19 protein-coding genes and 1 other RNA gene are annotated in these 18,018 nt (G+C 72.5%); 9 read left to right on the forward strand and 11 right to left on the reverse strand.

The genetic code is table 11. The features are described 5' to 3' along the window. Window positions 1-40: 40 nt before the first annotated feature. Entirely contained in the window at window positions 41-1,003 is a 963-nt protein-coding gene (locus ABD369_RS01090; protein WP_344634223.1) for a permease prefix domain 1-containing protein, read from the reverse strand. Next, entirely contained in the window at window positions 1,000-1,374 is a 375-nt protein-coding gene (locus ABD369_RS01095; protein ID WP_344634224.1) for a PadR family transcriptional regulator, read from the reverse strand. Before ABD369_RS01095 ends, ABD369_RS01090 begins: the two co-directional genes overlap by 4 nt. 137 nt (window positions 1,375-1,511) lie before the next feature. On the opposite strand from ABD369_RS01095, the gene ABD369_RS01100 reads away from it, so the two are divergent. From ABD369_RS01100 to ABD369_RS01130, 7 genes are all read left to right on the forward strand, one after another. After that, complete coding sequence (locus ABD369_RS01100; protein ID WP_344634225.1) at window positions 1,512-1,907, forward strand: ACT domain-containing protein; 396 nt, start codon at window positions 1,512-1,514, stop codon at window positions 1,905-1,907. A 142-nt stretch (window positions 1,908-2,049) separates the two neighbouring features. Next, a complete protein-coding gene (locus ABD369_RS01105) occupies window positions 2,050-3,081 on the forward strand; it encodes a serine hydrolase domain-containing protein (RefSeq protein WP_344634226.1) in 1,032 nt (343 codons plus the stop codon). 39 nt (window positions 3,082-3,120) lie between these two features. Then, window positions 3,121-3,243, forward strand: coding sequence for a hypothetical protein (locus tag ABD369_RS01110; RefSeq protein WP_344634227.1), 123 nt, complete (start codon window positions 3,121-3,123; stop codon window positions 3,241-3,243). Between the two features lie 275 nt (window positions 3,244-3,518). Then, window positions 3,519-3,692 carry a hypothetical protein gene (locus ABD369_RS01115; protein ID WP_344634228.1) on the forward strand — a complete coding sequence of 58 codons (174 nt, stop codon included), beginning with the start codon at window positions 3,519-3,521 and terminating at the stop codon, window positions 3,690-3,692. 242 nt (window positions 3,693-3,934) lie between these two features. Then, the gene (locus ABD369_RS01120; RefSeq protein ID WP_344634229.1) at window positions 3,935-4,345 is read left to right on the forward strand and encodes a cytidine deaminase; all 411 of its coding nucleotides are present in this window, start codon (window positions 3,935-3,937) and stop codon (window positions 4,343-4,345) included. Window positions 4,346-4,891: 546 nt separating this feature from the next. Beyond that, window positions 4,892-5,359 carry a cysteine/serine endopeptidase inhibitor gene (locus ABD369_RS01125; protein ID WP_344634230.1) on the forward strand — a complete coding sequence of 156 codons (468 nt, stop codon included), beginning with the start codon at window positions 4,892-4,894 and terminating at the stop codon, window positions 5,357-5,359. 165 nt (window positions 5,360-5,524) lie between these two features. Continuing rightward, window positions 5,525-6,370, forward strand: coding sequence for a pentapeptide repeat-containing protein (locus ABD369_RS01130; protein WP_344634231.1), 846 nt, complete (start codon window positions 5,525-5,527; stop codon window positions 6,368-6,370). A 24-nt stretch (window positions 6,371-6,394) separates the two neighbouring features. On the opposite strand, the gene ABD369_RS01135 is transcribed toward ABD369_RS01130, so the two are convergent. From ABD369_RS01135 to ABD369_RS01160, 6 genes are all read right to left on the reverse strand, one after another. Continuing rightward, window positions 6,395-6,823: a hypothetical protein gene (locus ABD369_RS01135; RefSeq protein ID WP_344634232.1), complete on the reverse strand. Its 429-nt coding sequence runs from the start codon at window positions 6,821-6,823 to the stop codon at window positions 6,395-6,397. 167 nt (window positions 6,824-6,990) lie between these two features. Continuing rightward, on the reverse strand, window positions 6,991-8,313 hold the full coding sequence (locus ABD369_RS01140) for an acyl-CoA reductase (protein ID WP_344634233.1): 1,323 nt from the start codon (window positions 8,311-8,313) through the stop codon (window positions 6,991-6,993). Then, window positions 8,310-9,491: a LuxE/PaaK family acyltransferase gene (locus ABD369_RS01145; RefSeq protein WP_344634234.1), complete on the reverse strand. Its 1,182-nt coding sequence runs from the start codon at window positions 9,489-9,491 to the stop codon at window positions 8,310-8,312. The genes ABD369_RS01140 and ABD369_RS01145 overlap by 4 nt, the downstream gene beginning before the upstream one ends. Before the next feature lie 798 nt (window positions 9,492-10,289). Then, an RNA gene (gene rnpB, locus ABD369_RS01150) (RNase P RNA component class A) lies at window positions 10,290-10,691 on the reverse strand. Window positions 10,692-10,765: 74 nt separating this feature from the next. Further along, window positions 10,766-12,235: an MFS transporter gene (locus tag ABD369_RS01155; protein ID WP_344634235.1), complete on the reverse strand. Its 1,470-nt coding sequence runs from the start codon at window positions 12,233-12,235 to the stop codon at window positions 10,766-10,768. 145 nt (window positions 12,236-12,380) lie between these two features. Then, complete coding sequence (locus tag ABD369_RS01160) at window positions 12,381-12,659, reverse strand: hypothetical protein (protein ID WP_344634236.1); 279 nt, start codon at window positions 12,657-12,659, stop codon at window positions 12,381-12,383. 363 nt (window positions 12,660-13,022) lie between these two features. Here ABD369_RS01160 and ABD369_RS01165 point away from each other — a divergent pair, with 363 nt between their 5' ends. Then, the gene (locus tag ABD369_RS01165) at window positions 13,023-13,538 is read left to right on the forward strand and encodes a DUF3995 domain-containing protein (protein WP_344634237.1); all 516 of its coding nucleotides are present in this window, start codon (window positions 13,023-13,025) and stop codon (window positions 13,536-13,538) included. 44 nt (window positions 13,539-13,582) lie between these two features. Then, window positions 13,583-14,383, forward strand: a complete 801-nt coding sequence (gene yaaA, locus ABD369_RS01170) for a peroxide stress protein YaaA (RefSeq protein ID WP_344634238.1) — start codon at window positions 13,583-13,585, stop codon at window positions 14,381-14,383. Between the two features lie 263 nt (window positions 14,384-14,646). Here yaaA and ABD369_RS01175 read toward each other — a convergent pair whose 3' ends face one another. The 3 genes from ABD369_RS01175 to ABD369_RS01185 all read right to left on the reverse strand — a co-directional run bounded on the left by ABD369_RS01175 (window position 14,647) and on the right by ABD369_RS01185 (window position 17,773). Beyond that, window positions 14,647-15,801, reverse strand: a complete 1,155-nt coding sequence (locus tag ABD369_RS01175; RefSeq protein WP_344634239.1) for a bifunctional RNase H/acid phosphatase — start codon at window positions 15,799-15,801, stop codon at window positions 14,647-14,649. 247 nt (window positions 15,802-16,048) lie between these two features. Continuing rightward, a complete protein-coding gene (locus tag ABD369_RS01180; protein ID WP_344634240.1) occupies window positions 16,049-16,792 on the reverse strand; it encodes a zinc ribbon domain-containing protein in 744 nt (247 codons plus the stop codon). A 99-nt stretch (window positions 16,793-16,891) separates the two neighbouring features. Next, entirely contained in the window at window positions 16,892-17,773 is an 882-nt protein-coding gene (locus ABD369_RS01185; RefSeq protein ID WP_344634241.1) for a Nif3-like dinuclear metal center hexameric protein, read from the reverse strand. Window positions 17,774-18,018: the final 245 nt, after the last annotated feature.

Raw genomic sequence — 18,018 nt, forward strand, 5'->3', positions numbered from 1 at the left:
TCTCCTCGGGGACCTTCCCGGCTCTCCGCGCAGCCGCGGTTCACGGGTGGCGGAGCTCGCGCCGGGCCTGGGCGAGGGTGCCGATGGCGGCCAGGGCGAGGACGAGGACGGCGAGCCAGGCCGTCCAGTTGCCCGGCGCCGCCAGTGTCGCCAGTGCGCCGGCGCCGTCGGCGAGCGCGGGGTTGAGCACCCGCGCCTGCCAGAACAGCCACGCGAGCGGAGCGATTCCGGCGAGGGTGAACGCGACGCGGGCGATGGCGATGGCGGGACTGCCGCGGCGCAGGCGCAGGACGACGACGTCGAGCAGGACGGAGAGGGCGAGCACTCCGGCGAAGTAGGGGATCCAGAAGTCCCAGAGCCCCGGGTTGATGATCGGTACGTGCTCGCCCGAAGGGGTGGTGACCGGTGAGATCACCCGCTGCGCGAACAGGGCCGCGATCAGGGCCGCGGCCCTGATCACCCCGGTGACCAGATCGCGGCCTTGCGCCGGGCGCGGCTGGTCGGCGGGCAGTTGATCCGGGGTCCACGGGCCGGCGGCCGGGGCAGCCTCGGAACGGGCGCCGCGCACCCGGTCGGCGATCACGAACGGGACGGTCACGCAGACGGCGAGGTACACGGCCACGGTCACGGTGCTGCCGATCGGGCGCAGCAGTGCGACCCAGGCGTTCTCCCCGTGGGCGCGGGCGACGAGGACGAGCACGATGTAGACGACCGGAAGCACGCTCTGGCAGGCGCCCCGCAGCGCGTGGACGTAGCCGGGGTAGGTGTCGGCGCCGATCAGCGCGAGGGCGGAGTGGGAGTACCCGGCGGCCAGCCGCTCGGGGGAGCCGAGTTCGGCGAGCGCGGCGTACTCGGCGTCGGCCGGTGCCTCGCCGCGCTGGATGCGGGCCTCGACGTCGTCGGCGATCGCGGCGCGCAGCTCGCGCTCGATCTCGCCCCGCTGCTTGTCGGGCACGCGCCGCACGGTGGCGGCGATGTACCGGTCCGTTAATGCGGTGGTCACAGGTCCTGTCCTTTCGAGGTGGGGGCCGAGCCGGTGGCCGATGAGGGGTCGAGGCGGGTGAACGCGGCGTCGATCAGGCGCCACTCGCGCAGCAGCGCCTCGGCGAGGCGGACACCGTCAGGGCTGGTCCGGTAGACCTTGCGCGGGCGTGCCTGGCTGGTGTCCCACTCGCTGGTCAGCAATCCCTGGCTCTCCAGCCGGCGCAGCAGTGGATAGAGCGTGTTGCCCGCGACCGGCATGCCCGCACGCTCGAGCTCGTCCAGCAGGCCGTAGCCGTAGCCCGGTGTCTGCAGCGCGAGCAGGCTCGCGAGCACCACGGAGCCACGGCGCAGCTCCTGCCGGTGGGCGTCGAGGAGTTCGAATTCGTCCACACACAGCACCATAGTGTGTGGCACACATTATGGTCCAGTTGCATCAGTGTGCGGCGCGCAAACGAGGGCCGCGCTCCGCGCCCCCGACCGCCGCGTCCTCCCTGCGACCGCCGCGGGTACGGGCTACGGTGGCGGCCATGGCCGGTGAACGAGAACTCCAGAAGCTGCTGAGCGGAATGCGCCCGACCCTCAACCCGGGCCGGTACGTCTACTGCACCCTCCCCGCCCGCGTCCCGGCCGGATTGCGGCCGGTGGTCACGGTCGCGGAGCCGGAGGGGCCGACCGTGGTGGTGGCGCAGGAGGAGGCCGACGCCCTCGGCCTGCGGTACGAGTACGTGGCCGCCTGGATCACGCTGCGCATCCACTCCGCGCTGGAGGCCGTCGGACTGACCGCCGCCGTCGCCGGTCGCCTCGCCGAACACGGCATCAGCTGCAACGTGGTGGCCGGCTTCCACCACGACCATCTGTTCGTCTCAGCCGACGACGCCGACCGCGCGGTCGCGGTCCTGGAGGAACTGTCCACCTCCGCCTGACCTCCGGGCACGCCGGGGCGGGGCGCACCGACCACGCCCCCGAATCCTGCCGTACACGTCCGCTTCAGCTTCTGCGCCCGGCTGCCGGGGTACCACAGAGATGGCCCTGCTCCGCAGGCCGACTCCGCAGGAAAGGGAGGAAGTGACCGTGTCCTCGGCCCGCAACTGGGCGGCCGGCGCCGCCGCCACTCTGCAGGACGCTCTGGCACCACTGGTCGCGGCGGGGCGGATCCCCGGCGGCGTGATCACCGCCGGCACCGCCGGCGGCGCGCGCACCACCGCCGTCTGCGGCACGGTCGCCCCCGACTGCGGAGCGGTGGCACCCGACGAGCACACCCGCTACGACCTGGCCTCGCTCACCAAGGTGACGGCCACCTGGCCGCTGGTCGGCCGGGCCGTCCGCGAGGGACTGCTCGAACTCGACGCGCCCGTCCGCAGCTATCTGCCGGACCTTCCCAGCCCGGGTGGGGCATTGACGGTACGCCAGATACTCACGCACACCAGCGGCCTGTTCGACCGCACCTCCTTCGACCGCTACCTGGGCAGCCCCACCCCGCTCGCCCAGCTGATCTGCGCGGAGCCGCTGATCAGCGAACCCGGCCGCCGGCACCGGTACATCGACCGGGGTTTCATCCTGCTCGGCCTGCTGCTCACCTCGCTGCAAGGGCGCCCCCTCGACCACCTGGCGGACGGGCTCTGGCGCGGACTGGGCATGGCCGAGACGTCCTACGGCCCGCTGGTCCGCTCGCCGCGGGTGGCTCCGACCGAGGCGCGCCTGGTGGGGGCGCCGCACGTCTGGGGCACGGTGCACGATCCCAGCGCTGCCCTGATGGGCGGAGTCGCGGGCCACGCCGGGGCCTTCAGCACCGCAGCCGACCTGGCCGTCTTCGCCGAGCACACGGTCACCTCCGAGTGGCTGGCCGAGAGCATGCGCCCTGCCGCGCACATCGAGCCGGGACGGCACCGCGGCCTCGCCTGGATCATCGCCGACACCGGCCCGGACAGCGGGCCCGTCGCCTACCACCACGGCTTCACCGGCACCAGCATCCATCTCGACCCGCGCACCGGCCGCTACCTCGTCCTGCTCACCAACGCCGTCTACCACGGCCGGGACGCCACCCTCCTGCTGCCTGTCCGCACCCTCGCCATCTCCGCCCTGACCTCCCCGAGCTGACCCGCGCAGACCGCACAACTCGCCCTAGGAGCGGCTGCGTTGAGCGCCGCCTGGCTGCCCGAGCAGGGGCAGCACGCCCACCCTGCGGTTCGGTTCACGTTCGACGGCGGTACCGTGCCGACCGGCTCGGAGATCCTTCCGCAGGCCGAGGAGGTGGCCTAGTACTGCTTCCTCCCGGTCAGGCGGGCGTCTTCCCGGTCAGGCGGGCGGCCGAGCTGCTGCACCCGCTCGCCGTGCCGCGGCTTACGCACGCGCTCCGGGCACGCCGGGACGGCGGTACCGCCCTGCTGCACAGCCCCGGCTACCTGGACTGAGCGGCCCGGCCACTGCTCTTCGGGTGAACCTGCAGGGGGCCGCGAAGGCAAAGTGATCTGTAACAGTCGAGTCCGATTAATCTCCGGGCAACAGTGTCGAGCACCCGATCGAGGAGGGACACCATGCCCAGCCCCCACGAGGACTCCGCGCCCGGCGACGAGACCAGCAGCAAGACCCGGTCAACCGGCGTCGGCGGCCGACGCGACGACGCTCCCGACTGCGGCCCGGAGAACGAGCCCTCTGGATGGTCCGACTGCGACTACGACGGCATCGAACCGCACCACAACCTGGACTGACCTCCCCCAGTGCCCCGGTCCGCCCGAGCGCCGACCGGGGCACTCGCGTTCCCCCGCGACGACGGGAAAGGCACAGGAACGGCGGAGGCGGAGCGCAGCGACTCGGCGGCGGAAAACCATGCCGGTGTTCGCGACGATCGGTGGTCCAATGGTTGGTACCAGTCCAATAGCCGCGACGCCTTTCCCGCGCGCTGCCGCCATCGGGGCCCGCGCCGCGCCGAGCCGCAGGGAAGCCGGACACGATGGCCGCCGTCGATCGCATAGAGCTGGAAGCAGACCTCGAACTCGTCCGGGCGGCCACGCACACCGCCGAGACGTACGCCCGGGGTGACAACCACACCGTGGCCGCCGCCGCCCGCGCCAAGGACGGCCGGATCATCACCGGACTCAACGTCTACCACTTCACCGGCGGCCCCTGCGCCGAGTTGGTGGTCCTGGGCGCGGCCGCCGCGCAGGGCGCGTACGAGCTGGAGGCGATCGTGGCGGTCGCCGACGGCGGGCGCGGGATCGTCCCGCCGTGCGGGCGCTGCCGACAGGTGCTCTTCGACTACTTCCCCGACCTGACCGTGCTCGTGGGCACCGCGGAGGAGCCGCGCGCACTGCCCGTCGCCGAGCTCCTGCCCGAGAGCTACGTCTGGGCCGACCACCAGTGACGGGCCGGCCGACGCCGGCGACCGCGAGCCACCGGGCAACGGCGGGCGACTGCACGGACCTCGTCCGCCGGGCGCCCGCCCCGATGAACCGATCACTCTCGAACTCTCTTGAACCGCAGTCTGGTTGACGGCCACCGGGAGTGAACTCCCACCTCCCGGACCAGCTTCACGTCGGGCGCCGGCCCGCAGCCGGAGATCCGGCCACTCTCCGATGACCCGCCGGGCCGAAAACACCCCGGCGCCATGAACCACCGCGCCACCCCTCGGACCACCTGAGCGCGCCGTACGCGCACCCACCGGGCGTCGACACCCATGCGTCGACGCCCGGCTCTGCTGTGGTTGGAATGACCTGAAAGTACATCAAGGTATAGACCACAGCTGACTTGTCGCGTACCTTTCACATCTGGCCACGCCGGGGCCGACCCCGAACTCCGGTTTCCCAGCGTGCACTTGGCCTCTCAGAAAGCACCGTCAGCACCCGCGATCGGCAGAGTCCGCCGACGCCCACCGGTGCACCGTCCACCCGAGCTGGAGGAACACACCCGCATGGGCAAGCAGTTGAAGGCCTGGGCCGGCGCCCCGCTGGCCGCGATCGCGACAGTCGTCCTGAGCGCGGGCACCGCCACCGCCGCGATACCGGTCAACAAGCCGGTGGGCGGCAGCATGACGTACTACACCGACGCCGGCTACGGCGCCTGCGGCACCCGGATCGACCCCGGTTCGGAACTCCTGGTCGCGGTCTCCCACACCTGGTGGACCTCCGCCAATCCCAACAACGACCCGCTGTGCAAGGGCATTTCGGTGAAGGTCACGTACCACGGGAAGACCGTCACCGTCCCGGTCCGGGACAAGTGTCCATCGTGCGACGCCGGTCACATCGACCTCAGTCGGCCGGCCTTCGCCAAACTCGCGCCACTCGACAAGGGCGTGGTCAACGGCATCACCTGGCAGTTCGTCACCGCCGGCGGCAAGGCCCTCGGACCGGCGCACAGCGACGGGGTGCTCGCCGGGTAGCACCGGGGCCGGAAGCCGCGCGGGCGAGGGGTGGCGGGCGCCGCGGGACCGGGTGCCGCTCGCCGCCCCACCCGGCTCCACCTGGGTGCTCCCGGTCAGGGACAATGGGTCCGGTCCGGAGCGCGGCAGCAGGCGGTGCTCGGCCCCCTCGCAGGAGAACGCACCTTGTCCCAGAAGCGCAACGCCCCGTCCGCCCCGGCCCCGGGTGGTGACAGCCGGCTCGCTCTGCTGTCCGACTGCGCGAACTGCTTCGGCCTGTGCTGCGTGGCCCTGCCCTTCGCCGCCTCGGCCGACTTCGCGGTCAACAAGGACGCCGGCCGGCCGTGCTCCAACCTCCAGGCGGACTTCCGCTGCGGCATCCACACCCGGCTGCGCGAGAAGGGCTTCCCCGGCTGCACCGTGTTCGACTGCTTCGGCGCCGGGCAGAAGGTCTCCCAGGTCACCTTCGGCGGGCAGGACTGGCGGCAGGCCCCCGGCACCGCACGACAGATGTTCGAGGTGTTCCCGGTCATGCGCCAGCTGCACGAGCTGCTCTGGTACCTCACCGAGGCCCTGGAGCTGCCCGCCGCCCGCCCCGTCCACCGCGACCTGCGCCGTGCGCTGGGCGATGTCGAGCGCCTCACCCGCGCCGACGCCGAGACCCTCGTCCAGGCCGACGTCCCCGCGCTGCGCGCCGACGTCAACGCGCTCCTGCTGCGCACCAGCGAACTGGTCCGGGCCGGCGTCCCCGGCAAGAAGAAGAACCACCGCGGCGCCGACCTGATCGGCGCCCGGCTGGGCGGCGCCGACCTGCGCGGCGCCAACCTGCGCGGCGCCTACCTGATCGCGGCCGACCTGTCCGGCGCCGACCTGCGCTCCGCCGACCTGATCGGAGCCGACTTCCGGGGCGCCGACCTGTCCGGCGCCGACCTCACCGGCAGCATCTTCCTCACCCAGGCCCAGCTCAACGCCGCCAGGGGCGATGCCGCCACCAGGCTGCCCGCCACGCTCAGCCGCCCCGCCCACTGGTAGCCGCCCCGCGCGGGCGCGGCCCGGTCACACCCGGCGGCGCACTCCGAGCGAGGCCAGGAACGCGGCGTCGAGTGGCCGCTCCCAGGCCAGCACCGCCACCCGCCACCCGCGCCAGGTGAACTCCAGGCCGCGGATGCGCTCGTCGCTCCAGTGGTGCCGTACCGCCTCCACCGGGCTGCCGTCGATCTCGGCCGTCTCCGGGTACTCGCCGAGCCGCCGCACCGCCTCCGGCCCCGGGCGGCCGCCCCGGCCGAGCAGGTTCGCCAGCGCGGCCGACGTCTGGTCGCGGCCGGCCGTCTGCGCGAAGACGTACGCGGGCGCGCTGCGGCGGTCGCCGGTCAGATAGGAGTGGATGACGGCATCCGGTCTCCCGTCGGGTGCCGTCCCTCCAGTGATCACCACACCCTGCCCGCCGGGCCACTCCCGGATTCCGAGCACCGGGACTCCGTCCATCGATCCCTCCCCATTCGTCAACCGACCAGGTACACAAGGTACTTGACTTGTGGTCAGCCGACTGCCGGAACCCGCCCCCCGGCTCGCGCCGGACCGCCCGCGCGCAGAGCGGCGGGCGGTCCGGCGGAGCGGCGGGAGGCCCGGCGGGAGGCCCGAGCGGCGGGCGGTCAAACCCGCGGCACCAAGACCCGCCGGCTGTGCTGCTGGAGGGCGAGCAGCCCGTCGTGCGGCTCCCCCGGGTACGAGTCGTTCATCGCCCCCACCGCCGTGACCCGCAGGGCGCCGGCCCGGACGAACTCGTCAGCGAGTACGCCCGTCTCACCCGGGGCCGCCGCCAGGCCGACGGTCTGCAGGTAGCTGCGCAGCGGCCGCAGTACGGCGGGGATCCGCTTGCGCGGCAGGGGCCGCACCCAGACCGTACGGAACAGCGGGGACACCGCCAGCTCAGAGCGCCGGTCGGCGAGCACCCGCCACCGCCCCTCGGGGTCGGCCAGCACCCGGCCGTGGCCGAGGTGCTGCTCCAGCCGGGCGACCGTCACCGTGGTGGTTATCTCGGCCCGCTCCTGGAGGGTGGGGGTGGGCTGCGGCAGCCCCGCGGCCGCCTCGGCCAGCGCCTCGGCCAGTCGCTCGGCCACCGCGAAGAGCTGGTCGTCGTCCTCGGTGTCCAGGTAGAGCGCCTGCGGGCTGGTGCACGCCTGCTGGTCGTGCCGGCAGACGCTGCGGGCGAGGTCCGCCAGGATCCCCGGGTCGGACCAGGCCGCCTCGGTGAGGTAGGCGAAGGAGATCTTCGGCCCCCAGGCCACCAGCCGCCGCCCCGGCCCGACGTGTTCCGCGACCCCCGCGACCGCCTCCTCGGTGCCCCAGACCACCACCGAGTCGGCGGCCTGACAGACCGTGCGCAGCCAGTCCCGGTTCCGGGACGGGAAACTCAGCACGATGGTCAGCGCGGCGACCGCCCCGCTGGGGTCGTGCCCGGCCAGCGCCTCGGCGAAGAGCTGGACGAACCGGCTCCCGCCGGTGGTCTTGGCCACGTTCAGGTTCCCGGTGAGCAGGCCCTCGACCAGGCTCCAGGGCCCCGCGGTGGCGACGTTGCCGGGCAGCACGTGCGCCACCATTCCGACCGGCGCCCAGTACTCCGCCGCCCCGCTCCCGGCGGGTACGGGCGTCGCGGGACTGGTGGTACCCAGCTGGGCCGTCAGTACGCGCTCCAGGGCGTCGCGGCGCAGCAGCCCGGCCAGGTCGCCGAGCACGGCCGCCGTCTCCTGCTCCGAGGCGCCCGACCGGCCGAGCTCCGCCGCCAGCAGGTCGCGGTCGGCGCTGGCGGCTCCGGCGAGCCCAGCGGCGAGCGCCGTGCACGCCTCGATCACCGCCTCGGTGCGGAGCGGCAGCTGCCGGGCGGCGGCGGCGAAGGTGTCCAGGTCGGCGAGCCGCCGCCCGGCCTCCGCGCCGTCGATCCACTCTCCCTGCCACAGGTGCTTCACGTCGGTCATGACCCTGCCTTCAGGAGTTCCGCGGCGGCGATGGCACAGGAGCGGTTGCGGGAGACTCCGGCGCGCCCGTGGACGGTGAAGTACGCCGTGCCGAGCCCGCAGCCGCAGCCCTCGGGGGCGTACAGCGTGCCCAGGTCGTTCATCACGATGCTGTGCGTCGGCATCGACGTGATGAAGGGCGAGACGAACTGCAGGTAGCCGGTCTCCCCGTACGGCAGCGCCCGGAGCGTGTCGACCGACCGCACCAGTACCCGGGACCAGGTCGGGACGTGCAGGTTGTGCCGCTCGCACTCGAAGTACGGCAGCGGGTGCTCGACCGAGCCGTAGGCGTCCCGGATCCGGTGGTCCGGCACACCGAGCTGCTCCCTGATCGCCGCGTAGAGGTCGTCCTTGGGGATCTGCCGGTCGGCGTTGGCCTTCCAGCCGCCGCCCAGGAAGACCAGCGAACGCGGCGACAACTTCAGTGGCGGGTGGTTCAGTTGGCCCATCCGCTCCAGCGTGAAGTGCAGGAAGGCGGGGTAGCCGAGGATCCGGACCGGAATGCCCTCCTCCGCGTAGCGCTGCAGCGCCAGGATGCAACCGAAGGGGTCGAACTCGTGTCCGGTGCCGGTGTGCCGCAGGCCGAAGGTGAGCGACCTGGCCGGCGCGAGCTCGCTGACGTAACCGAGGCCGAAAGTGGCGCCGTTGGTTAAGTCCGGACGCGGTTCGTAGCCGTAGACCAGGTAGTTGACCTCCTCGGACCGGTCCACCCAGCCGTAGTGGTCGAACACCCGGCAGTCCATCTCCTGCATCACGTCCGCCGACCACTTGTCCAGGAAGACCTGGGACTTCTGGCCGCTGGTGCCCGAGGAGGTGAGATGCAGGGAGATCTGCTCCTCGGACACCGACCTGATCTCGTTCCGCTTCAGGAAGGAGGCGTGGACGAAGGGCAGCCGGTCCAGGTCCGCCGTCGAGTCGATGTCCGGCCGGCCGGCCTCCGCCCAGAGGGAGGCGTAGAACGGCGAGTGCTCCAGGTGCCAGGTGTTCACCTCGCGCAGCGCACCGAGGAAGAGCTCGTCGCTCTCGGGTCCGGCGGCGAACGGCGCCGCGGTGTCGAACAGCAGTTGCAGCCCGCGCAGTCGCTGCGGATCCGGAACGCTCGGCTGCGTGCCGGACACCTGGGTGGGTATTCGGGTCATTTCTCGGCGCCTCACAGTGTTTCTCGGAACGGCGGTGCGGGGAGCGGCTCAGACCATCGGCGCGTAGCAGAAGGCCTACGCGACGCGCGATGGTGCCCCCCTGCACCGAAGACGAAGAAGTCGGCGAACCACAGCCGCACCTCCTGGCCGTTGTGCAGCGCTCCCTCGAGCACCCCCTGCACGGCGGCCGTGATCACGCCCAGTCCAGGCGGCGTCCGGCCGCCCGTCGATCCGGCCACGACGCAACACCCCTCCCCCACCGCCGCATTCGCTGGCGAATCGTCGCGCTCGGGTCGTTCCTCGCGCTGCCGCTACCTCATCCGATGGAGGCCGGAAGATCAAGGGCTCGGAACCGGACGGGGCCCTCGTCCGCGAGAGCTGTTCCAGAAGTACGTCTGGAACTGATCCTCTGTCGTGAAGCCAGCCGCCGGGCCCTGGTGCGGTACCGCCACAGCGTCACAGCAGCCCGCGCTCTCGGTGGCCGGAGCGCAACAACCAGGCGAGCCCGCCCACCAGGGCCGCCGCGACGGCCACGCACGGCAGCAGCGGAGCAGGATGTACCACGGCCTCCGGCCAGCTCCGTTTCCCCCACGGAAGGCGGAGTTCTTTCCGTCTGTCCTACTCGGGAAAGGCGGAGCACAGGTCTTCACCTCGCCCGGGGCCGCCTTCCACACGGCACCGAGGATCGGGGCGAAAAGGCCCGAACAGACCCAACAGGCCCCCTCGGCTAGCGACAATGGAAAAAGGCCCTCTGACCTGGGATTATGCAGGTCAGAGGGCCTTCCCTCAGCTAGGCGACGGACGAGTCGGCCTTATACGCCGGGTTCTGTCTCCCGGGTTGCTTGCGCGGCCCGGGGAGGCGGCCATCCATCTAGGGCTGCCGTTGCCGACAGCCTCGTGCGGTCTACCCGCGGACTCGGGCGAGCAGCCCTCGAACATCCGCGCACGGCGCCCGAGGGCACCGATCTTGACCTTGCTCCGAGTGGGGTTTACCGAGCCGGCCGAGTCACCTCGGTCGCTGGTGGTCTCTTACACCACCGTTTCACCCTTACCTGCGGCCGAAGCCGCAGGCGGTCTGCTTTCTGTGGCACTGTCCCGCGGGTCACCCCGGGTGGGCGTTACCCACCACCCTGCTCTGTGGAGCCCGGACGTTCCTCGGCGGGTCCGTTGAGGACCCGTCGCGACCGCCCGGCCGGCTCGTCCGCCGTACTGGTCATCGTAGCCGGTCGGCGGCGGGCGTCCGTACCCGCGCTCCGGCCGCGGCGGGCGGACGCTCAGTGGGCGACCGGCTGCCGCTCCTGTTCGGGGGTGAGGCGTACCGCCACTCCGGCTGCGGTACGGGCGGCCCAGGCGGTGGTGGTCAGTGCTCCCAGCAGCAGGATGGCCGCGCCCAGGCCCACCACGATCCACCAGCCGGTGTGGCTGGCCTCGGTGAAGCCGCTGCCCGCCCGGGGGCCTAGGGAGGCCGTGGCGGCGACCACGGTGCCGATCACCGCCACGCCCAGCGACTGCCCGATCTGGCGGCTGGTCGAGGCGATGGCGGCCGCGACACCCGCCTGGGAGACCGGCATGCCGGAGACCGCCGCGTTGGTGATCGGCGCATTGACGAAGCCGAAGCCGATTCCGAACAGCGCGTAGGCGACCAGCAGCAGCCCGGCCGGCGAGTCATCGGCGGTCCGGGTGAGCAGGACGCCGCTGGCGGCCAGCGTCGCGCCCGCGGCGAGCAACGGGACACGCGGACCGTGCCGCCCGACGATCCGTCCGGAGAGCGGCGCGAAGACGCCCATCATCCCGGCCATCGGCAGGGTCCGGAGCCCGGCCTCGAAGGGGTCGTAGTGGCGGACGTTCTGCAGGTAGAGGGTGTTCAGGAAGAGGAAGCCGCCGAGCGCGGCGAAGGCGCAGACGGCGGTGACGGTGGCGCCGGTGAACGGGACGCTGCGGAAGAAGCGCAGGTCGATCAGCGGCTCGGGGGTACGCAGCTCCCACCAGGGCAGGACCAGCAGTGCGGTGAAGGCGACGGTGGCGAGGGTCAGGATCAGGGGCGAGGCCCAGCCGTGGCCCGGGCCCTCGATGATCGCGGCGGTACCGGACCCGAGCAGCACCACCATCAGGACCTGCCCGACCGGGTCCAGCTTCCGGGGCCTCGGGGCCTTGGACTCGGGGACGTAGCGGAAGGTCAGGGCCCAGGCGAACAGTCCGACCGGAACGTTGATCAGGAAGATCGACGGCCAGCCGGCCGCCTTCACCAGGGTCCCGCCGATCAGCGGGCCGAGCGCCATGCTGACGCCGACCACTCCGCCCCAGACGCCGATCGCCTGGGCGCGTTCCCGGCGGTCGGTGAAGGTGTTGGTGATGATCGACATCGCCACGGGGTTCAGCATGGAGCCGCCGACCGCCTGCAGGGCCCGGAAGGCCACCAGCCAGCCCAGCCCGGGTGCGAGGCTGCACAGCAGCGAGCCGAGGACGAAGACGACCAGTCCGGTCAGGAACACCCGGCGCCGCCCGAACCGGTCCGCGACCGATCCGGAGAGGATCAGCAGTGCGGCGAGCACCAGGGTGTAGGCGTCGATGATCCACTGGAGTCCCGAGGCCGCCGAACCCAGGTCGTGCTGGATCGACGGCAGCGCGATGTTCACGACCGTGTTGTCCAGGCCGACGATGAACAGACTGAAGCAGCAGATCGCGAGCACGAGCAGTCGGTGTCCGCGGGTGGTCGGAGCCGGCGTGACGGTTGGTGCGCTCACCTGTTGATCATCCCAACGGGTCGGAGACGGCGGAGAACGGGTCGGAGGCAGCGGGAGGGGACGGACGGCACGGGGGCGGATGCAGGACGGCTGCCCGCCTCAGGGCGGCTGCCCGTCTCAAAGCGAACGCCCGCTCGGCGGAGGCTCATGCCGGGACGAAGCGGACCGTGCGGGTGGCCGGGTCGGCCTTGGCCAGCCGGACCCGGAGGCGTTCGCCGAGCGTGAGGGGCACCGAGTCGCCCTCGCACCGGGCGACCACGGCCGGCTCGCGGAGCTGGACCGTGCCGTCGACCGGTCGGCGTTCGTCGACCTCGATCACCACGGCCTCGAAGTCCTCGCCCTCACGTCCGCGCAGCAGCTCGGCCTCGACCAGGTCCGTGAAGGCCCGCTCCACCTGGTGGGCCCGCCGGTCACCGCTCGCCATCAGCGTGGGTACCCGCGGCAGCGTCTCCTGAACCCAGCCGGGGACGTCGGCGCCGTCGGCGAGGGCCAGGCAGGCCTCCAGCGTGTAGCGGTCGGCGAGGCGGCGCAGCGGCGCGGTGCAGTGCGCGTACGGCCTCGGCGAGGGCCTCGTCGGGCCAGTCCGCGGACAGCTGCATCGCGGCCCGCAACTCGGCGAGCTCGATGGTGATCCGGGCGGAGTCGGCTGCTCTGAGCGTGAGTTGTGGGCGCGGCATGGTCGCAGCGTACGGCGGGGGCGGGCGAAGTGGCCCGTTGTGCTGGGCCATAGGGTGGGCGTGGCGAACAAGGTTCGGCGGAACGGGGGTTGGGCGTGAACATGGGCACGATGACAGGTGCCGCCGCGGGGGCAGCGGCCGGAGCGGCGGCGAGGACGGCGGCAGGCTCGGTGGCGGGGGCGGTACGGACCACCGGCGCCGTGGTGGCCGGGGCGCTCGGCGCGGTCGGGGCGCTGCACGCGGTGTGGGTGCGGACGCCGTGGCCGATGGGCAGCCCGGCGGAGTTCGCCGACGCGGTGGCCGGTGTCGGGGTGGACCGGCTGCCGACGCCGGCGATGTGCGCGGAGGTGGCGGTCGCGCTGGGCGCGGCCTCGTACCTGGTGGGTGCTCGCGCGGGAGTGCTGCCCTCGGCCGGGCCCCGTCGGCTGCGGACGGCAGGGGCTGGGACGGTCGCGGCGGTACTGCTGGCGCGCGGCGTCGGTGGGCTGCTGCTCTTCGGCACGGCGGAGTCGGGCCGGCGGTTCGTCCGAGGCGAGCGGTTCGTCCGGCTGGACCGGCGCTACTACTCCCCGCTCTGCCTGGCCCTGGGAGCCGGCGCGGCGCTGGTGGCCGCACGGGGTGCGTAAGGTTGGCAGGGTTCGCTGCCAACAGAGTGCTGAAGGAGTCCGCTGTGCTGGTCCTGTTGCCGCCGTCGGAGGGCAAGGCCACTTCCGGGGACGGGGTGCCACTGGCACTGGACGGACTCTCGCTGCCCGAACTGTCGGCGGCGCGCGAGCAGGTGCTGAACGCCCTGGTCGAACTCTGCTCTGCCGATGAGGACGCGGCGCAGGAGGTGCTCGGGCTGAGCAAGGGCCTGCGCGGCGAGGTGGCCCGCAACGCCGGCCTGCGGACGGCGGGTGCGCTCCCGGCGGGCGAGGTGTACACGGGCGTGCTGTTCGACGCGCTCGGGCTGGCGAAGCTGGACGAGGCCGCGTACCAGCGGGCGGAGCGTTCGCTGCTGGTCTTCTCCGGGCTGTGGGGCGCGGTCCGGATCGGTGACCGGATCCCGCCGTACCGCTGTTCGATGGGCGTGAAGCTGCCGCCGCTGGGCGCACTCGGGGCGTACTGGCGGCGCGAGATGGCCTCGGAACTGCCGGCCGCCGCCGGGAACGGGCTGGTGCTGGACCTGCGCAGCTCGGCGTACGCGGCAGCCTGGAAGCCGGCCGGGGAACTGGTCGCGCGGACGGTCACCGTGCGGGTGCTGCAGGAGCGCGAGGTGGACGGCGTACTGAAGCGCTCGGTGGTGAGCCACTTCAACAAGGCCACCAAGGGGCGACTTGTCAGGGACCTGCTGAATGCGGGAGTCGAGCCAGGCTCTCCGGGCGAGCTGATCGAGGCCCTGTTCGGACTCGGGTACCGGGTGGAGGTCTCGACCGAGGGGTCGGCACGGAAGGCGTGGCAGCTGGACGTCGTGGTGACGGACGTGCACTGAGCGGCTCGGACGCCGAATGGCGCACGGCGGATGACGGATGACCGGCGGCGATCGACCGCTGGCGAACACCCGCCGACAGATGGAAACCATCAACGGGCGAGGGTAGCTACTAACAGATGACGGATACCGACTGACCGGTGACAGGCGACGATTGCCGACTGGCCGACGACGGCTAACGGCTAACGGCTAACAGAATCTGAAATCCGTCAGCCGCTAGCTGCCATGCGTTATCCGTCGTCCGTCGTCCGTCACCCGCGCTCCGGTCAGCGCAGATGGCTCGTGTCGTTGAGCAACCGCAGTGAGGCATTTCCGTCGGAGTAGTACTGAACCGCGCACAGCGAGGCCGCCGACAGCTCCATCCGGTACATCGAGTCCGGCGGCGCGCCGAGCGCGAGCCGTACCAGGGTCTTGATCGGGCTGACGTGCGAGACGGCCAGGACCGTCTTGCCCGGGAAGCGGGCGATCAGCTTGTCGCGGGCGACGCCGACCCGGTGGGAGAGGGAGGCGAAGCTCTCGTTGCTGCCGGTCGGCTTGGCCTTGGCCGAGCCGAGCCAGGCTGCGAGGTCGTCCGGGTAGCGTTCCTGCACCTCGGCGAAGGTGAGGCCCTCCCAGTCGCCGAAGTCGAGTTCCCGCAAGCCCTCCTCGATCCTGACCTCCAGGCCCAGGCGGGCGGCCACCGCCTCGGCGGTCTGCCGGGCGCGCCGCATCGGCGAGCTGACCACGGCCTGGATGGTGCCGCGCGCGACGAGCGCCTCGGCGACCCGGGCCGCCTGCCACTGGCCCCGGTCGGAGAGCTCCGGATCCCCGCCGCCGCTCCCGGAGAATCGCTTCTCCGGGGTCAGCGCGGTCTCCCCGTGCCGGAGCAGCACGAAGGTGGTGGGGGTGCCGAGGTCGGCCGGGAGTGCCCAGCCCGTCTTGGGGGCCGTGGGCGCCGGGAGCTCCTCCTCCACCGGGACTGCGGCGGGTGCCGGACGTGTCCTGGCCTTGGGCTCCCACTGCCGTCCGGCCTTGCCCGCGTCCATCGCCTCGTTGGCCAGCCGGTCCGCGTCCTTGTTCCTCTCGCGCGGGATCCAGGTGTAGCTGACCTGCGAGCGCGGGTAGACGGTGCGCGCCTCGGCGGCGAGGGGCTGCATGTCGGGGTGCTTGATCTTCCAGCGGCCCGACATCTGCTCGACCACCAGCTTGGAGTCCATCCGCACGTCGATCGCGGCGTCCGGGTCCAGCTCGTGCGCCGCGCGCAGTCCGGCGATCAGGCCTTTGTACTCGGCCACGTTGTTGGTGGCGTGCCCGATGAACTCGGCAGCCTCCGCGACGATCTGGCCGGTGTCGCCGTCCCGGACCACCGCGCCGTAGCCGGCCGGCCCCGGATTGCCCCGGGAGCCGCCGTCCGCCTCGACGATGAACCTTCGCCCTGCCATCGACCGCTCACCCTCCATCGCCCGGCCGACCACCGGCCGGACCCGCCATCTGCTCGGACCACCGCCGAGTGCCGCGCACGTCGACCGCCACGTATGGCGACCATCACGGTCGGCGCCCGTCAGGTTCGCCAACCGCCGCACACGCCAGCACTCATCCCAGCGCGCACGCCGGCTCGCGGGCGCGCACCCGTACACCCGGGTGCGCGCCCGCGTGCTCGTACATCCTGCGGGCGCACGCCCTACGGGCTCAGGCGCCCGAGTCGGCCGTACGGACCAGGATGCGCCCGCAGTTCTCGCAGCGGACGACGGCGTCCTTCGGCTCGGCCTTGATCGCGTTCAGGTCGGTGATGGAGAACTCCACCCGGCAGCCCTCGCAGCGGCGCTGGTACAGCCGGGCCGCACCGACACCGCCCTGCTGCTCGCGCAGGCGGGTGTAGAGCTTCAGCAGGTCGGCCGGGATGACGGCGGCGACGGTCTCCCGGTCGCGCTTGACCTTCTCGGCCTCGGCGTCGATCTCGGCGAAAGCCGCGTCCCGGCGCTGCTCGGCCTCCTTGAGGACGACCGTGGAGTGGTCCAGGCGGGCCGTCAGCTCGATGACCCGGGTCTGCGCGGCCTCCAGGCGCTCCATCACCTCCAGGACGACGTCCTCCAGGTCAGCCTGGCGCTTGGCCAGCGAACCGATCTCGTGCTGGAGGTTCTCGAGGTCCTTCGGCGAAGTGATGGCGCCGGAGTCCAGCCGCAGCTGGTTGCGGGCGGCCCGGGCCCGGACCTGGTCGACGTCCTGCTCGGCCTTGGTCTGCTCGCGGGTGGTGTCGCCGAGCTGGGCCTGGGCGGCGACGACCAGGTCCTTGAGCGCGGTGTGGTCGGCGGTCGCCTTCTCGATCTCGGCGTGCTCGGGCAGGCTGCGGCGCCGGTGGGCCAGCTGGTCGAGGCGGGAGTCGATGGCCTGCAGGTCGAGCAGGCGGATCTGGTCGGCGGGCGCGGCGTTCAAGCGGAGGGCTCCTGTGAATCGGTCAGGTTGCAGGTCGGATTCGGGTGCGCGGGGTGTCGCACGGGTGTGCCGCGCGAGGTCGGCCGGGGTGCCTGGGTGTCAGGCCCGCCCGGTCACTCCGGCAGCGGACGCCACCGGGGTGCCGGAGGCGAAGGCGGTCATCGGGGCGTGGGCGGTCCACGGGTCGGTGACCACCTCGGAGACCCTGGTCTCCAGCGGCCAGCCGTGCTTCTCGGCGGCTGCGGACAGTCCGCGTTGGGCGAGCTTCAGCCACGGCCACTCGGTGGCCCAGTGCGCGGCGTCCACCAGCGCGACGGGGGCCGCCTCGGTGGCCTCGGAGGCCGGGTGGTGGCGCAGGTCGGCGGTGACGTAGGCGTCGACACCGGCGGCGCGCACCTCGGCGAAGAAGCTGTCACCGGAGCCGCCGCACACCGCGACCCGGGTGATCAGCCGGTCGGTGTCCCCGGCCACCCGGACGCCGGCGGCCGTGGCCGGCAGCCCGGACGCGACCTGGGCGGCGAAGTCGGCGAGCGTGAGCGGCGGCTCCAGGACGCCGATCCGGCCGGTGCCCCGGCGGCCCGCCGGGTCGGTCGGGTCCGGGATCAGTGGACCGAGCACCCGCAGGCCGACCGCCTCCGCGAGGGCGTCGGACACTCCCGGGTCGGCGTGGTCGGCGTTGGTGTGCGCGACGTGCAGGGCGGTCCCCGAGCGGATCAGGGTGTGCACCACCCGCCCCTTGAAGCTGGTGGCGGCGACGCTGGTGGTGCCGCGCAGATAGAGCGGGTGGTGGGTGACCACCAGGTCGGCACCCCACTCGACGGCCTCGTCGACCACCGCCTGGACCGGGTCCACGGCGAACAGGACGCGGCTGACCTCGTCCTCGGGATCACCGCAGACCAGCCCGACCGCATCCCAGGATTCCGCCCACTGCGGCGGGTAGAGCTCTTCGAGGGCACTGATGACGTCGGACAGTTTCGGCACCTGTCGAGACTACCGCGCGCGGAGAGCCCCCGAGCCCCGGCGGGGGCGGGAGCCGCCCGGGACGTGCGCGGAGCAGCCCGTCAATCTGCCGCATCGGGTACGTCCACCGTCGGGCGAGCGGGCGCACAGCTGCCCGTCAACCGGCGTGTGACGGCGCTCGGAGGCGCGTGAGCGTGCCGACGGCGGCACACGGACACATGAATTCCACGTCGCCTCTGGTCACACTCTGCGGGTAGCGCGCATTC

The sequence above is a fragment of the Kitasatospora cystarginea genome (assembly GCF_039533515.1).
Taxonomy (GTDB): domain Bacteria; phylum Actinomycetota; class Actinomycetes; order Streptomycetales; family Streptomycetaceae; genus Kitasatospora; species Kitasatospora cystarginea.

Excerpts from the sequence above, each read along its gene's own strand:
- ABD369_RS01100 (WP_344634225.1), top strand. The coding sequence starts at position 1,512 with ATGGCCGGTGAACGAGAACTCCAGAAGCTGCTGAGCGGAATGCGCCCG.
- ABD369_RS01115 (WP_344634228.1), top strand. The coding sequence starts at position 3,519 with ATGCCCAGCCCCCACGAGGACTCCGCGCCCGGCGACGAGACCAGCAGC.
- ABD369_RS01120 (WP_344634229.1), top strand. The coding sequence starts at position 3,935 with ATGGCCGCCGTCGATCGCATAGAGCTGGAAGCAGACCTCGAACTCGTC.
- ABD369_RS01125 (WP_344634230.1), top strand. The coding sequence starts at position 4,892 with ATGGGCAAGCAGTTGAAGGCCTGGGCCGGCGCCCCGCTGGCCGCGATC.
- ABD369_RS01135 (WP_344634232.1), bottom strand. The coding sequence starts at position 6,823 with ATGGACGGAGTCCCGGTGCTCGGAATCCGGGAGTGGCCCGGCGGGCAG.
- ABD369_RS01140 (WP_344634233.1), bottom strand. The coding sequence starts at position 8,313 with ATGACCGACGTGAAGCACCTGTGGCAGGGAGAGTGGATCGACGGCGCG.
- ABD369_RS01145 (WP_344634234.1), bottom strand. The coding sequence starts at position 9,491 with ATGACCCGAATACCCACCCAGGTGTCCGGCACGCAGCCGAGCGTTCCG.
- ABD369_RS01160 (WP_344634236.1), bottom strand. The coding sequence starts at position 12,659 with ATGGCGAGCGGTGACCGGCGGGCCCACCAGGTGGAGCGGGCCTTCACG.
- ABD369_RS01165 (WP_344634237.1), top strand. The coding sequence starts at position 13,023 with ATGACAGGTGCCGCCGCGGGGGCAGCGGCCGGAGCGGCGGCGAGGACG.
- ABD369_RS01175 (WP_344634239.1), bottom strand. The coding sequence starts at position 15,801 with ATGGCAGGGCGAAGGTTCATCGTCGAGGCGGACGGCGGCTCCCGGGGC.